Annotated in this window: 10 protein-coding genes; 4 read left to right on the forward strand and 6 right to left on the reverse strand. The window is 72.5% G+C overall.

The features are described from left to right. Positions 1-303 precede the first annotated feature (303 nt). From WMF28_RS26740 to miaB, 4 genes are all read right to left on the reverse strand, one after another. A complete protein-coding gene (locus WMF28_RS26740; protein WP_437596152.1) occupies positions 304-1,776 on the reverse strand; it encodes a VanW family protein in 1,473 nt (490 codons plus the stop codon). 95 nt (positions 1,777-1,871) lie between these two features. Continuing rightward, positions 1,872-2,072, reverse strand: a complete 201-nt coding sequence (gene thiS, locus WMF28_RS26745; RefSeq protein ID WP_437596153.1) for a sulfur carrier protein ThiS — start codon at positions 2,070-2,072, stop codon at positions 1,872-1,874. Next, positions 2,069-2,668, reverse strand: a complete 600-nt coding sequence (locus WMF28_RS26750; RefSeq protein ID WP_437596154.1) for a gamma carbonic anhydrase family protein — start codon at positions 2,666-2,668, stop codon at positions 2,069-2,071. The genes thiS and WMF28_RS26750 overlap by 4 nt, the downstream gene beginning before the upstream one ends. Before the next feature lies 1 nt (position 2,669). Continuing rightward, positions 2,670-4,154, reverse strand: coding sequence for a tRNA (N6-isopentenyl adenosine(37)-C2)-methylthiotransferase MiaB (gene miaB, locus WMF28_RS26755; protein WP_437596155.1), 1,485 nt, complete (start codon positions 4,152-4,154; stop codon positions 2,670-2,672). A 216-nt stretch (positions 4,155-4,370) separates the two neighbouring features. Here miaB and WMF28_RS26760 point away from each other — a divergent pair, with 216 nt between their 5' ends. The 3 genes from WMF28_RS26760 to WMF28_RS26770 all read left to right on the forward strand — a co-directional run bounded on the left by WMF28_RS26760 (position 4,371) and on the right by WMF28_RS26770 (position 8,151). Continuing rightward, positions 4,371-6,206, forward strand: coding sequence for an AMP-dependent synthetase/ligase (locus tag WMF28_RS26760; protein ID WP_437596156.1), 1,836 nt, complete (start codon positions 4,371-4,373; stop codon positions 6,204-6,206). A gap of 163 nt (positions 6,207-6,369) precedes the next feature. Continuing rightward, entirely contained in the window at positions 6,370-7,332 is a 963-nt protein-coding gene (pip, locus tag WMF28_RS26765) for a prolyl aminopeptidase (RefSeq protein ID WP_437596157.1), read from the forward strand. A gap of 318 nt (positions 7,333-7,650) precedes the next feature. After that, entirely contained in the window at positions 7,651-8,151 is a 501-nt protein-coding gene (locus WMF28_RS26770) for a host attachment protein (protein ID WP_437596158.1), read from the forward strand. Here WMF28_RS26770 and WMF28_RS26775 read toward each other — a convergent pair. After that, positions 8,117-9,622 (reverse strand): OmpP1/FadL family transporter, encoded by a 1,506-nt coding sequence (locus WMF28_RS26775; protein ID WP_437596159.1) that lies wholly within the window; start codon positions 9,620-9,622, stop codon positions 8,117-8,119. The genes WMF28_RS26770 and WMF28_RS26775 overlap by 35 nt on opposite strands. Further along, on the reverse strand, positions 9,619-13,449 hold the full coding sequence (locus WMF28_RS26780) for a hypothetical protein (protein ID WP_437596160.1): 3,831 nt from the start codon (positions 13,447-13,449) through the stop codon (positions 9,619-9,621). Before WMF28_RS26780 ends, WMF28_RS26775 begins: the two co-directional genes overlap by 4 nt. A gap of 201 nt (positions 13,450-13,650) precedes the next feature. Here WMF28_RS26780 and glmU point away from each other — a divergent pair, with 201 nt between their 5' ends. Next, entirely contained in the window at positions 13,651-15,075 is a 1,425-nt protein-coding gene (gene glmU, locus WMF28_RS26785; RefSeq protein WP_437596161.1) for a bifunctional UDP-N-acetylglucosamine diphosphorylase/glucosamine-1-phosphate N-acetyltransferase GlmU, read from the forward strand. Positions 15,076-15,225 lie beyond the last annotated feature (150 nt).

The raw sequence follows: 15,225 nt of genomic DNA on the forward strand, positions 1-15,225 counted from the left end.
AGCCGAGTCGCAGCTCACCCGGGTCCCCCGGCTGGCACGGCCATTTACACCTGTGTCACCCACCGTCCACAGGAATATTCCCGGAGCGCAGCGGGGACCACGCGACTGTCGGATGTTGCCGTGTTGTTCGTTCTTCGATCTTGAGATTTTCTCCGCCGAAGTCGTCGCTCACCAGGTCAATACCGACCGGGCGAGCTCATCGACGGCTGCGCGGCCGGCGGCGCGCGCTCGCGCCGGCCGCAGGGCGCGCCCACCTCTGCCAGCAGATGAGCCGCGGGGCCGCGGAGGGCCTCCGCGCCCCGCTCACATCGAGAAGCCGTCGCCCTGCCCGTCCGCAGGACCGTCGCCCTGCCCCTTCGCAGGCGGGGTCTTCCCCTCCGCGGAAGGGGTCTCCCCCTCGAGGAGCTCCTCCACCGCCTTCGCGTGCTCGGAGAGCTCGGGCAGCGTGGAACGGTCGTAGTCGGGCGCGACCCAGAAGACCTCGGGCGCGGGCCTGTACTCGCTCGTATAGCGGCGCTCGGCGGCCCTGCCGTCCTTGTAACGGAGCGTGACGTGGGATCGCACGTCGTATCCGCACGAGCCCTTCTGGTGGCGTTTCACCTTGCCCTCGGAGAGCTCGGACTTCACGTAGATGCGGCGGATGAAGTCGTCGGTGTGCTCGGCCGAGATGCGGTGATCGACCTCCGCCACCGGGTCGCCGCCCAGGATCTCGACGCGGAGCACCGTCGGTTCCGGCAGATAGGCGTGGATCATGACCGGGAACGGGAGCGTGTTCCTGATCTTCAGGTCCGACTCGGGGTAGGTCACCATGGCGTCGAGCCCCATCGGGATGTAGGCGCTCGGGCGGGAGTGGCTCTGTCGGTCCGGCGTGTCGAGCGCGCCGAAGAGCGACGCGGCGTAGAGCGTGCTGGAGACCTGGCAGGTCCCCCCGCCGTAACCGGGGACGGTCTCGTCGCCCAGGATCTCCGGCGCGATGGTGAAGCCGTTCTTGTGCGTCCGCGGGCCGACATGGGCGTTGAACGAGAAGGTCTCGCCGGGTGCCAGGATGGTGCCGTCGATCTTGGACGCCGCGTTCTTGATGTTGACGGCGCGCCCGGCCTCCTTCCCGTGCCGCTTGAACTTCGTCTCGTACGCCGCGACGACCCGGCTGACGTCGACGCTCACCAGATCGTCGACGCCGACCGCGGGCGCGATGTACCGGACCGGCAGCTCGATGAGCTCCTCGTCGTCGTGGTCGCCGGCCCGGAGCGCCGCGAGGGAGGCGTCGATGTCGAGCTCGCGGCCGGCCTGCTCCGGGATCTTGCGCCGGTTCGCGAGGTCGACCCGCGCGTCCACGGGCATCCGGTAGACCTGCGGGGCGAGCCGCTCGAGGAGCGCGCGGGCCCTCGCCTCGTCGACGGCCCACACGAGCGGCACGTCGATCCCGCCGCGCCGCGCCCGCCGGGCCTCCCGGAGCCGCCGCGCCCAGGGGCCCTCGTGGCCGACGCGCTGCGCCGCCGCGAGCGTCTCGCCGACGTCGATCGCGACGCCCACCTCACCGAGCGTCGAGGTCAGCTCCACGTCGTCGTGGCGGAGCCGGACGACGCGCGCGCGCAGGGCGTCGCGCCTCGCCTCGAGCCAGACCGCCGGCGAGGCGCCGTCCGGAAGGAAGCGCTCGCCGATCGAGAGGCCGCGGACCACCGGCGAGACCGGCAGCGCGTCGCGCACCGTCAGGGCGGCGCCCACGCCCGCCGAACCGCCGAGCGCCAAGACAAAGACGAGGGCCCTCGTATCCACGGCAGCTCGCCATGGTAGCCGGATCGCGGACGAACTGGAAGATCGCTAGGCCGTCGAGGGCCCTGCCGAGCTCTGGAGCTGCCAGCCGGGCAGCCTCAGCCGCCGCCGACGAAGTGCACGATCTCGATCACGTCGCCCTCGGCGACCTCGGCGGCCGTGTGCTCGGCCCGCGGCACCACCTCGCCATTGCGCTCCACCGCCACGGGCCCCTCGGTCAGCCCGAGCAGCTCGACGAGCCTCCGCACCGTGACCGCCGCCGGCACCTCGCGCGCTTCTCCGTTCACCGTGATCTTCATGGCCTCTTCACCTCGTCCATCGCGCCACCATCGCGCCTCGCCGCCGCCGCCCCCGGCGCGCCGGCCGCGGTCGCCGCGGCGAGCGCCGCCCGGAAGCGCCTCGCGTTCTCCACGTAGCTCGCGGCGCCCAGCCTGCCGAGCTCGGCCTGGTCCGGCCGCACCTCGCCCATCACCTGGGCCGGGTTGCCGCGCACAAGCGACCGCGGCGGGATCACCTTCCCCGGCGGCACCACCGCGCCCGCGGCGATCACCGAGCCCTCGCCGATCACGACGTTGTCGAGCAGGATGCTCCCCATCCCGATCAGGCACCCGTCGCCGACGCGGCAGCCGTGCAGGATCGCGCCGTGCCCGATGGTGACGTCGGCGCCGACGATCGTCTCCGAGACGCCGCTCGTCAGGTGCAGGCACGCGAGGTCCTGCACGTTGGTCCGCGGGCCGATGCGGATCGCGCCGATGTCCCCGCGCAGCACCGCGCCGAACCACACGCTCGCCTCGTCGCCGAGCGTCACGTCGCCGATCACCGTCGCGTTCGGCGCGAGGAACACGTCGCGCCCGAGCCGCGGCGACGCCCCGCCAAGGTCGAGGACGAGCGCCACGTCAGCCCCCCTCGGCGGCGACCACCGGCAGCGAGCGCCGCGTCGGCTCCGCGCCGCCCCGCTGCCGCGGCCGGGCCGCGGCGCGCGCCGCCTCCGTGAGCTCGGCCTGCAGCGAGTGCTTGTTCGCCCGCGCGATCGAGACCTCGACGACCTCGCCGAGCAGATCGAGCTCCCCCGCGCCCTCGATGTGCGCGATCTCGTGGCGCCCCGTCCGGCCCGACCAGAGCGCGCCGCCCTGGCCGCGCGCGCCGCCCGCGCCGCGCTCCTTGTCGCGCCCCTCGACGAGCACCGCCTGCGTCGTCCCCACGAGGCCCGACAGGTGGGCGGCGAGCAGCGCCTCGCTCGCCTCGAACAGGCGCGAAAGCCGCTCGCCCTTCACGCCCTCGGGCACGTCGTCCGGCAGCTTCAGCGCGGGCGTGTGCGGGCGGCGCGAGTACTTGAAGCCGAACAGCCCCTTGAACCCGACCTCGCGCACGAGCGACAGCGTCGCCGCGAAGTCGTCCTCCGTCTCGCCCGAGAAGCCGACGATGATGTCGGTCGAGAGCGTCAGCCCCGGGACCGCCTCCACGAGCGCCCGCGTCCTCGCGACGTACTCGGCGCGCGTGTAGCGGCGGATCATCCGCCGGAGGACCCGATCGCTGCCCGACTGCACCGGCATGTGCACGTGGCGCGGCAGCACGGCGAGCTCGGCGTGGGCGAGGACGAGCGAGGGCGTCAGGTGCCGCGGGTGCGGGCTCGTGTAGCGCAGGCGCGCGAGGCCGGGGACGTCGGCCGCGACGCGCCGGAGCAGCGCCGCGAACTCGCTCTCGTCCGGGTCGTCCGCGCTCGCGCCGGGGGCCCGCGGCAGCGCGCCGAGCGGATCGCGGTAGCTGTTCACCGTCTGGCCGAGGAGGGTGACCTCGCGCGTCCCCGCGGCCACGAGCGCCGCGATCTCGGCGACGATCTCGTCGCTCGACCTGTAGCGCTCCGGCCCGCGGGTGTGCGGGACGATGCAGAACGAGCAGCGCTCGTCGCAGCCCTTCATGATGGTCACGAACGCCGTCGGCGCGGCGCGCGACGAGGGCGACGGCGACGCAAGGAGGAACCGGGGCGCGTCGAGGTCGAACACCGTGCGCGCGACAGGCAGCCCGCCGAGCGCGAGGTCGCCGAGCAGGCCCGGCAGCTCCGGGATGTTGTCGGGCCCCACCACGACGTCGATCGTCCGCATCTGCTTGAGCAGGCGCTCCCCCTCCTGCTGCGCGACGCATCCGGCCACGACGACCACCCGGTCGGTGCGCTCCCGCTTCCAGCGCGCGAGCCGGCCCACCTCGCTCCGCAGCTTCTGCTCGGCCTTCTCGCGCACGCTGCACGTGTTGAGCACGAGCACGTCCGCCTCCTCGGGGCCGCCGGCCTCGGTGTAGCCGGCGCGGCGGAGCACGTCGTGCATCCGCTCGGAGTCGTGCACGTTCATCTGACAGCCGAACGTCGTGATCGAATACCGGGGCATTGAAGCGATGCACCCTCTAACAGAAGGGGCCCGAGGCCGCCACCTCGCGCGGGAGGCGCCCGCAGCCGGCGCGCGGCGCGCCGCCTCCCGCGCGGCGCGCCGCGCCCGGGCGGGACAGATGCGGCGCCGGCCCGGTGACCCCAAGCGTCGCGCGCCGCCGAAAGGACGCAGAGCCGGCGCGTTACCATGGTAAAAATCGGGCCGGGAGGAGACCCGATGGCGAAACTGGAAAACCTGGTAGAACTGCTGGATCGCTCGCTGAAGCTTCATGGCCCCCAGCCGATCTTCGGTACGAAGACCGAGGGCCGCTGGGACTGGATCACCTATGCCGAGTTCGGGCAGCTCGTCGCCAGGTTTCGCGGCGGCCTGGCGTCGCTCGGCGTCCAGCGGGGCGATCGGGTGGCCCTCATCTCCAACAACCGTGTGGAGTGGGCGGTCTCGGCCTATGCCTGCTTCAGCATGGGCGTCGCCGTCGTGCCGATGTACGAGGCGCAGCTCCCGGGAGAGTGGGCGTTCATCATCAACGACTGCGAGGCCGTGGCCGCGATCGTCGCCACGCCGCAGATCCACGGCAAGTGCAAGGATCTCCCCGAGAAGGCGCCCTCGCTGAAGCACCTCGTCTGTCTGTTCGAGCCCGGCGGGGCGGGCGACGGCGTCCCCGGCGCGCGGACCACCTCGTACAAGGAGCTCCTCGCCGCGGGCGAGGAGAGCCCGGCGCCGGCCATCCAGCCGACGTCGAAGGACACGGCGTGCCTCATCTACACGTCGGGCACGACCGGCAATCCCAAGGGGGTGATCCTCTCGCACGGCAACATCGCCTCCAACGTCTGCGCCGTGCTGGATCTCATCCCGTTCGGCAACGGCGACCGGAGCCTGTCGTTCCTCCCGTGGGCCCACTCGTTCGGCCACACCGGCGAGCTCCACGTGATGATCACGGTCGGCGCGTCGATGGCGCTGAGCGAGTCCGTCGACAAGATCGTCGCGAACCTCGCCGAGGTGCACCCCTCCGTGCTGATGAGCGTCCCGCGGATCTTCAACCGCATCTACGAGGGCGTGCAGAAGCAGATGACGGAGAAGCCCGCGCTCATCCAGGGCCTGTTCCGCGCCGGGCTGCGCGCCGCGACGAGGCAGAACAAGGGCGAGGCCCTCGGCCTCGTCGAGCGGCTCACCCTGGCCGCGGCCGACCGGGTCATCTTCTCGAAGATCCGCGCGAAGTTCGGCGGCAAGCTGAAGTACGCGATCAGCGGCGGGGCGGCGCTCTCCTACCAGGTGGCCGAGTTCGTCGACGCGCTCGGCATCACCGTCTACGAGGGCTACGGCCTCACCGAGACGTCGCCCGTCGCCACGGTGAACTACCCGGGGGCCCGCCGCCTCGGCAGCGTCGGCAAGGCGATCCCGGGGGTGCGGGTCGTCATCGACAAGTCGGAGACGCACGATCCGAAGCAGGGGGAGATCGTCATCTACGGCCCGAACGTCATGGTGGGCTATTACAAGCGCGACGAGGAGAACAAGGCCGTCTTCACCGAGGACGGCGGCTTCCGCACAGGCGATCTGGGCTACCTCGACGACGACGGCTATCTCTACATCACGGGCCGCATCAAGGAGCAGTACAAGCTGGAGAACGGCAAGTACGTCGCGCCGGCCCCGCTCGAGGAGAAGATCAAGCTGTCTCCGCTGATCAACGGCGCGATGATCTACGGCGACAACCGCCCCTTCAACGTGGCGCTGATCGTGCCCGAGATGACGGCGCTCGCCGAGTGGACGCGGGCCCAGGGGCTCTCGTTCGAGTCGCCCGACGCGATGCTGAAGCACCCGCGGGTGGTCGCGCACCTCCAGGCGGAGGTCGACCAGTACGCCACGGATTTCAAGTCCTTCGAGAAGATCAAGAAGATCGCCCTCTCGGCCGAGGACTTCACCGCGGACAACGGGATGCTCACGCCGACCCTGAAGCTGAAGCGGCGCGTGGCGCTCCAGAAGTACGCGCCCGCGCTCGACGCGCTGTACAGCGGCGCGGCGAGGCCCGAGGCGCGCGAGGCCGCGCCGGCCGGCTGATCCGCGGGCGCCCCCCGGCCGGCGCCTCCCGGCCGGTGGCCACCGCCGCCCCCCGCGGTTCCCCTCCCTTTCCCCTCCACGCCCTCTCCCCTCCCGGCGCGCCTTGGCGTAGGCTGGCGCGCGCTGACGCGGGCTTCACGCCGGGTCGACGGACGGGAGCGGCATGACGACGACAGGCACCCAGAGGCGAACGCTGTATCCCGAGATCGAGCCGTACCGCGCCGGGAGGCTCCGCGTCTCCGATCTTCACGAGATCTATTTCGAGGAGTCGGGCAATCCGCGCGGCAAGCCGGTGGTCTTCGTGCATGGCGGCCCCGGGGGCGGCACCGAGCCGAAGCAGCGGCGCTTCTTCGACCCGGCCGTCTACCGGATCGTGCTCTTCGACCAGCGGGGCAGCGGAAGGAGCACGCCGTACGCGAGCCTGGAGGAGAACACCACCTGGCACCTCGTCGCGGACATGGAGGCGCTCCGCGAGCACCTCGGGATCGAGCGCTGGCAGGTGTTCGGCGGCTCGTGGGGGAGCACGCTCTCGCTGGCCTATGCCGAGAAGCACCCGGAGCGGGTGACGGAGCTCGTGCTGCGCGGCATCTTCCTCCTGCGGAAGCAGGAGCTCGACTGGTTCTACCAGCGAGGCGCGAGCGCCATCTTCCCCGACGCATGGGAGGAGTACCTCGGGTTCATCCCCGAGGCCGAGCGGGGCAATCTGCTCACGGCCTACCACCGGCGGCTCACGAGCCCCGATCCCAAGGTGCAGCAGCAGGCGGCGCGGGCGTGGAGCGTCTGGGAGGGGCGGACGAGCTGCCTGTTCACGAACCAGGAGCTGGTCGCGAAGACGTCAGGACAGCAGTTCGCCCTCGCGTTCGCCCGGATCGAGTGCCACTATTTCATGAACAAGGGGTTCTTCACGTCGGAGACGCAGCTGCTCGACGACGCGCACCGGATCCGCCATCTCCCGACGGTCATCGTGCAGGGCCGCTACGATGTCGTCTGTCCGGCGGAGAGCGCGTGGGCGCTCCACCGCGCGCTCCCCCAGTCCGATCTGCGCATCGTGGCGGACGCGGGGCACTCGGCGATGGAGCCCGGCATCCTGCACGAGCTCGTCGAGGCGACCGACCGGTTCCGCTGAGGCGCGCGCGGGCGGAGGGGCGCCGGCCCGAGCGCGCGCCGAGCAGAGCGCGCGCAGGCGACCGAGGGCGACGCCGAGGAGCGGCCCCCTCTCGTACACCGACGACCGTATTTGTCCCTCAACAACTTCCTGAGGGGCTCTCGCCGTCTCCCGCTCTCCTCGAATTCGCGCTGCACGAGGTGGATGAGCCTGCTCGATCCGGTGTCGCGGCGTGCAATCCGGTCGAATCCCGCCGGTCTGGGCTCTCCGGCCGCTTGCGATGTGCGGGGTCGGTCTTTAACGTAGACAAAGCGAAGGGTTGATTCCCTGTGGAGGCTTATGGCAAACAAGGCAGCACGGAAGACGTGGATCCTGGTCTCCGACGCAAGCCGTGCCCAGCTCTACCGTGAAGAGCCTGCGGGCAAGGGCTTTACCCTGCTCGAGTCCTACAATCATGACGAGAGCCGGGCGCGCGTGCGGGATCTGATGGCCGATGCGCACGGCCGGAAGCCGAACGGCACCCCCGGCGGGAACGGCAACCTCGGCGGCGGCGCGGGCGGCCAGTACCTCGGCCGGTCCGGCGCGGCGCCCGAGACCGATCCCAAGGAGGTCGAGAAGCAGAAGTTCGCCCAGGAGCTCGCGGAGGTGCTGGAGAAGGGTCTCAACGAGCACGCCTACGATTCGCTGGTGCTCATCGCGCCGCCGCACTTCCTCGGCCTGCTCCGCAGCACGGTGAGCAAGCAAGTCAGCCATCACATCGAGACGAGCGTCGACAAGGACCTGAGCTGGCTCGACGGCCCCCGGCTCACGGAGCGGCTGCGCGAGCTGCGGGCGGTGTAGCGCCGCTCGCGCGCTCGTCGAAGGTGTAGGCGACGCCGAGCCCCACGACGTTCGCGCGGGCGCCGTACGCGCCGCCGTTGATGGTGTTCGGGTTCTCGGGCGGATTGCCCTGCACCGGGCTCACCTGCGGGAGGCGCGCTTCCCTCGGGTCGACCCTCACGTCCGCGGCGAAGACGTGCGCATAGCTCGCGTCGAGGCGCCACCTCCCGAGGTGCACGCCGAGGCCGGCCGCCGTCGTCAGCTTCGTCGCGTCGATCGTGAGGACCGAGAGGTACTCGGGCGGGACGGCGCTCTGCTCGAGGCTCACGCCGGCGCGCAGCGCCCACCGCTTGCCCGCGAGTTCGAAGGAATACTCGCCGCCGAGCCGCGCGGAGAGCGAGCTCTCGAACCGCCGGGGGACCACGACCGGGGGCACGCGGAACGCCTCGGGGAAGCCGGCGACGTTCCGGAGCACCACCCCGTCGGGCTCGACGCGGATGTCGTCGTGCATGCCCCAGCCCTCGACGCCGAGCCCGAGCTCCACGCGCAGGTCGTCCACGAGCCGCGCCTCCACGCCGGCGCGGAGGATCCAGGGCAGATCGAAGGAGATGTCGGCGTCCTCGCCCTCCTGGACCGCGCGCTCGAAGACGGGCGCCGCGGGGAGCCGCGCCCTGAAGGTGGCCGGCGCGCGCACCCAGACGGGCAGCTGGAAGGCCAGGCCGATGCGCCATCGCGGGGTCGGGATGAAGAGCGCCCCGAGCTGGCCCGTCGGCGCCACGATGGGCCCGACGGTGAGCTCGGAGTGGATGTCCCAGTCCGGATCCTCGGGCGCGCAGAACATCCGCTCCGGGACGCACCCGGAGACCACCATCCGGCTGTTGAGCGTGCCGACCAGCGCGCCGAGCGCGGCGCCGAGGCGCCACTCGGGCGACGGCGCGTACGCCGCGCCGGCCCCGAGGAACGCGAGCGCCGAGCCCTCGAGGGTGAACAGCGCATACCGCTGCGGCGCCGGCATGCCCTTCACCTGCTCCGGGTAGCTGGAGAGGGCCGCGTACGGCGCCCACATCCCGCCCCAGACGACCCATCGCGGGTCGACCCGGAACGACGCCGCGAGCGTGGGGATCGGCAGCACCGGCGCGCTGCCTGTCACGGGATCCATCGTCTGCACGAAGCTCGCGCCCGTCGGCTCGCCGGTGTTCGGATCGACCTGCCGCACGATCGCCTGGCGCGTGTGCTCGCTGCGCCACTCGAACAGCCCGACGTCGAGCAGGACCTGGGTGCCCGCCTCGTAGACGCCCGCGGGGTTGTAGGCGATCGCCCCGAGATCGTCGCCGCCGGCGATGTACGCCCCGCCGCGCGACGACGGCCGGACGCCGCGCTCGGTGAAGTACAGCCCGGCCGCGCCGGCGTCGCCCGCGAGCAGCGCGAGCGCGCCGGCGGCGGAGGCCGCGAGGAGCGTGGCGCGGAGCGTGGATGGACGCGCGCGGGTCACTCGCGAGGCCGCTTCCTGATGATGGTGTAGAGCTGCTCGAGCCCGCGGGTCTCGTCGGTCAGGAAGTCCCTTGCCGTGAGAAACACCTGCCGGTAGTCCTCCGCCATCAGCGGCTCGCCGCTCGCGGCCTCGACGCGGTGCACGTCCGCGAACGCGTCGAGGAACACCTCGAGCGGCGCGCGGCCGTCGTCCATCGGCGTCACGAGCGCCGGGAGGACGTGATCCATCGCGTGATACCGGTCGTACCGATCGTCGTTGAGCGCCCTGAGCGCCTCGAGCCCCGCGTCGGCCGCGCCCGGGCCGCCGGGGTCGCCCGCCGGGGTCAGCGCGGTCGACGCGGCCTTCAGGGCCGGGAGCAGGGTGTCCTCGTCGCCGAGCAGCTGGAGCGCGTCGGCCAGCGTCGCCAGCAGCGCGCGGAGCGGGGCGCCGCCGGCGCCTTCGTCGAGCAGGTAGGTGAGGAACCGCTCGAGCTCCCGCCGCGCCGGCTCGTGGGCGCGGATCGCCTCCGAGACGTCGGCCGCGGCCGCGAACAGCGGGTGGCTCACCATGTCGCTCACCTTCCTGCCGAGCTCCTCCTGCGCCCAGACGCACCGCCCGGTCGTCTCGCGATCGGGGCAGCGCGCGTTCAGCTGCTCGCGGAGGACGCGCAGCACGAGGGCGCCCATCCTCGGCAGCGCGCGGTTCTTGAACCGGGTCTCCGGCCCTGATCCCTCGACCGCGAGGAGCGCGTCGACGAGCTCGTCCGTGGCGCGCTTCCACTGGCCCTTTCGCGCCATCGCGTCGGGCGCTGCGCTCTGCTCGAAGCGCGCGTCGATCCCGTTCAGCGCGTCGGCGAGGAGGGTGAACGCGGTGAGCTGGTCCTGGGTCCGGCCGTCGGCCCACGTCGCGCTTTTCTTTCCCCAGCGGTCGACCATGCCCACGCTGGCCGCGTGACGGGTGCTGAAGAAGATCCGCGCGAGCTTCTCGATCGCCTGCGCCTTCGTCCAGGTCTGCTCGGCCCTGGGGCCGCGCTGCACCGTCACCGGGGCCGACGGGTCGATCAGCATCCCGGCGAACGCCACCGAGGACGCCATGACGTCCTCGGCCTGGAGCGCGTCGGCCAGGAGCGGCTCGTAGCTGTTCACCCCCGCCTCCGAGCAGTACGCGGTGTTCGTCGCCGGCGAGCCGGCCTTGATGCACTCCGGCCCGTGCTCCTTGCCGGGCCAGTGCCGGTACGCCGTGCTGAAGAGATCGATCAGGATCTCCTCGCCGGTGGTGTCCGGGGCGACGTCGGCGAACGCCTTCACGATGGGGCTCAGGTACGCGCCGAGCCCGAGCCGCTCGATGAGGAAGGTCGTCCCCGGGTGGCGGATCCGGATCAGGTTCTCCGGGGAGCTGCACGCGTTCACGCCCAGCGCGTTCTTCGGGCAGTGGATCGTGCCGGCCGGCTCGAGCGTCCCCGAGATGAACAGGTTCGTCGTCGAGTTCGTCAGGTCCCGCAGCGGGTCGAGATCGACGAGCCCCGGGAACCTGCCCGAGTCGGCCCCGAAGTAGATGAGCCGGCTGAGCGCGGCCGGCGTGGGGTGGCCCGTCAGGCCGTCGATGCCGCTCGAGGACTCGAGCACCGAATCGGTCACCGCGAGCGCGAGGGCGGTGGGCTTGACCTTGAGCTCTGCCTTCTTGCCGTCCCCTTCCGGGAGCAGGGAGTCGAGGTAGAAGGCCGCCAGGTTGTCGATCTGGAACAGCTCGCACTCCTCGAACTCGAGGAAGGGCACCGTGACCTCGAAGGCGCTCACCGTCGCGCCCTCCTTGTTGCACTGCCGGACGCCGGCGGTGTCGTGCATGAGGTGCATCAGCCGCTCCATGGCCGAGCGGTTGTCGCCGATCCTGGGCTTCGTCGGGTCCACAGGCGTCCGCGGGTCGGCCGTCGACGGCGCCCCGACCGTGAGGTTGATCGCCGGGCCGTTCAGGACCGCCGGGTCGTAGGCGTACATGTCGCGGCTCCTGAGCATCGTCGCGATCGCGTCGCCCGCGTGCTGCGCGCTGCCGTGCGGGGCGAGGAGCGCGTCGCTCGCGAGCGCCTCCATCAGGCGCGCCACGAGCCCCGGCTGCTCGACGGCCCGGTCGAGCACCACCGCCAGCTCGTCCCAGAGCGGCGCCTCGCCGTCGATCTGCGCGGCCGCCTCCGCGCCCTCGGCGGCCAGCCGGTCGTGCTTGCGGGCGAGATCGCGGATGCGCAGCGCCGCGCCGGTCATGCGGGCGAGCTCCGCCTCGTGGTCCTCGAGCAGCTCGATCAGCGTGAGGAGGAGGACGTCCGAGTCCTTGTCGGCGAGCACCTGGCCGAGCGCGTGCGCGAGGTCGGCCAGCGGCGAGTCCTCGCCGCGGAAGCGGCGGTAGACGAGGCAGCCGTCGCACGCCTCGCCCGCCGGCACGATGCGGTCGCTGCGGGGGTCGTGGCGGGCCTCCTCGCGGTCGCCGTAGAGCAGGTACGCGCCGGCGAGGGCGTACATGAGGCCTTCGTGCTCGGTCTTCCACGGCTCGGGGTCGGCCTTGCCCGCGTACCGGGTCCCGTCGACGAGCGGCACGATCGCCCGCAGCGCCGCGCCGAGGAGCGTCTCGGAGGTGTCGACGTAGGCGTAGAGCTCCGGCGACAGGCGCCCGAAGTCGTCCCGCGGCGGCGAGGTGACCCCGGGGATGGCGAACGGCGGGTCGATCGCGAGCGGCGCGCGGCGCTCGTCCACGAACCTGCCGGACGCGTCGACGTCGGCGAGCCCATCGCGGTCGGCGTCGGCGAACGGCGCGGGGACCCCGTCGCCCCGGGGGAGGACCCACCCGCGCCCGTCGCGGCGGGCGATGAAGCTCGACGGCGGCGAGGCGAACGCGTCGTGCTCGGCGAGCAGCGCCGCCTGCGCGAGCTCCAGGAGCGTGCGCGGGCGGTTCGGCTGCGCGGTGGGCGCGTCGACCGAGAGCGGCGCCCGCTCCTCCGGCGAGAGCGCGGCCAGCTCCTGCTTGCCGGCCGCGAAGAGCGCCTGGAGCGCGGGCGCCCCCGGCCCGCCGGGGCCGATCGTGTCGAGCGCCGCCACGGTCATCGGGCGCAGGCCGGGGTACGCGAGCGCCGCGCGCACCGCGCCGAGCCCCACCTCCACCGACCGGTAGCCCTGGCGCCCCCAGATCCTGGCGAGGGCGCAGACGAGCTCCGCCCCCTCCTCGGCCCGGTCGCAGTCGATCGGCGCCCGCTCTCGCCGTGTCTTCTTCTCCCCCTCGTCCCGGGCCGCGTTCTCCGCGCTGCCGTGGATGAACGCGTCAAGGAGCCGCCCGAGCCCCCGCGTCGATGCCGGCAGGACCGCCTCGGCCCCGGGGCTCGGGTCGAACGGGTTCGTCTCGTAGAGCGGCGCGATCGTGTGCGACAGGCTCAGGAAGGCGTCGTGCAGCCGGATCTCGCCGCCCCCTTCGCCGGGCGCGACGTTGTCGATCTCGACGTCCGGCACCGCGGCGTTGACGGCGCGCACGAGGTCGCCGCGCCACCGCGCCATGGCCTCCACCTTGGCCACGCCGCGCCTGCGCGCCCGCTCCGCCCGCTCGCCGGAGACGGGCGGCAGCAGGGAGACGTCGACCTCGTCCTCGTACCGGCCCTCGCGGTCATAGTGACAGACACGCTGGTACGAGGCGCCCGTGGGGTCCTCGACGAGGCTCGACGCGCCCACGCGGTCGCAGAGCATGCCGAAGACGTCGTCGCCCAGCCCGTGGCCCACCGCCGCCGTGGGCGGCGCCCTCCGCGTCGTGTCGAGCGGCTCATGACATGAAGCGGCCGCAGCGCCGGACGCGACGAGCGCAGCCAGCCGAAGCACACAAGCGGCCGAGGAACGCAGCGTTCGTCTGCGCATGGACGACAACCTCCCCGAGACACCGCCAGGGTAGACTATTCCGCTCCAGCTGCGTAGGACTTCGTGCCTGTAGGTGAGGGCGGCGATGACGCGGCGCGCATTCTCCAGGCTCACTGCGCGGCGACAGGGACGGCGGCGGGGCGGAGGGTGATAGGCTGCGGGGCGATGGCGACCGCCCAACCCACCCCGCTCACCGCTGTCGTTCTCGCTGCCGGACAAGGGACTCGGATGAAGAGCGCCCGACCGAAGGTGCTCCACGAGCTCTGCGGCCGGCCGATGATCCACCACGTCGTCGACGCGGCCCTGGCCGCCGGCGCCTCGGACGTCGTGGTCGTCGTCGGCCACGGCCGCGACGAGGTCTCCGGCTACCTCGACAGGGCGTTCGGCGCCCAGGGCAAGAACGTCCGCACCGCGCTCCAGGCCGAGCAGCGCGGCACGGGCGACGCGGTGCGCTGCGCCATGCCGCACCTCGAGGCGACCGCCGAGGCGGTGCTGATCCTGTGCGGCGACACGCCGCTGCTCGATCCGGAGCAGCTCACGCAGCTCCGCGGGGCGCTCGACGGCGCGCGCGACGCGCCCATGGCGATGCTCACCGCGCGGGTCGCCGATCCGACGGGCTACGGCCGGATCCTGCGCGACGGCGCGGGCCGCGTGATCGGCATCCGCGAGCACAAGGACGCGAGCCCCGAGGAGCGCGCGATCACCGAGATCAACCCCGGCGTGTACCTCGCCCGCGGCGCCTTCCTGGAGCGCGCGCTGGCCGGGCTGACGACGGACAACGCGCAGGGCGAGCTCTACCTGACCGACATCGTCGCGCAGGCCGCGAAGGCCGGCGGCGCCGCGGTGGTCGTGGCGCGGGACGCCGGCTCGCTCGTGGGCATCAACGACCGCGCGCAGCTCGCCGCCGCCGAGGAGGCGCTCTACGGCCGCATCGCCGACCGGCTGCGCCGGAGCGGCGTCACGATCCGGACGAGCGCCCGCGTCGACGCCGGCGTGGCGGTCGAGCCGGACGCGGTGATCGAGCACGCGGCGGTGCTGCGGGGGCAGACGCGGATCGGCGCGGGGGCGCGCATCGACGTGGGCTCGGTCCTCACGGACGTGGTCGTCGAGGCGGGCGCCACGGTGAAGCCGTACACCGTGGCCTCGCAGTCGTCGATCGGCGCCGGCGCGCAGATCGGGCCGTTCTCGCACCTCCGCCCGGACAGCCAGATCGAGGCCGACGCGCACATCGGCAACTTCGTCGAGACGAAGAAGACGGTGGTCCGCAAGGGCGCGAAGGCGAACCACCTCGCCTACCTCGGCGACGGCGACATCGGCGAGGGCGCGAACGTCGGCGCCGGGACGATCTTCTGCAACTACGACGGCTTCCGGAAGCACCGGACCGAGATCGGCCCCGGCGCCTTCATCGGCAGCGACTCGCAGATCGTGGCGCCGGTGAAGATCGGCGCGGGCGCCTACGTGGCGACGGGCACGACCGTGACCCGCGACGTGCCGGAGGACGCGCTGGCGATCGGCCGGGTGAAGCAGGAGAACAAGGAAGGCTACGCCGCGAAGCTCAAGGCGAGGCTGAAGGGCGCGGCGAAGACGTAGCGGGCGTGGGTGCTCGACCTCCGGCCCCCGGCCGACGAGGTCGCACGGCATGTCGAGAACCGCGGGATATCCTGTTCGAGCTCACGGCGTCTTCCGCTTGAGAGCTTTTGTCGCCGGTGTCGCGAGCGCTGCGACCCCTCCCACCTTTTG

Origin of the sequence: Sorangium sp. So ce590, assembly GCF_051521365.1 — a bacterium.
GTDB lineage: Bacteria > Myxococcota_A > Polyangia > Polyangiales > Polyangiaceae > Sorangium.

Coding starts and splice junctions, on each gene's coding strand:
- thiS (WP_437596153.1), bottom strand. CDS start 2,072: ATGAAGATCACGGTGAACGGAGAAGCGCGCGAGGTGCCGGCGGCGGTC.
- miaB (WP_437596155.1), bottom strand. CDS start 4,154: ATGCCCCGGTATTCGATCACGACGTTCGGCTGTCAGATGAACGTGCAC.
- WMF28_RS26760 (WP_437596156.1), top strand. CDS start 4,371: ATGGCGAAACTGGAAAACCTGGTAGAACTGCTGGATCGCTCGCTGAAG.
- pip (WP_437596157.1), top strand. CDS start 6,370: ATGACGACGACAGGCACCCAGAGGCGAACGCTGTATCCCGAGATCGAG.
- WMF28_RS26770 (WP_437596158.1), top strand. CDS start 7,651: ATGGCAAACAAGGCAGCACGGAAGACGTGGATCCTGGTCTCCGACGCA.
- glmU (WP_437596161.1), top strand. CDS start 13,651: ATGGCGACCGCCCAACCCACCCCGCTCACCGCTGTCGTTCTCGCTGCC.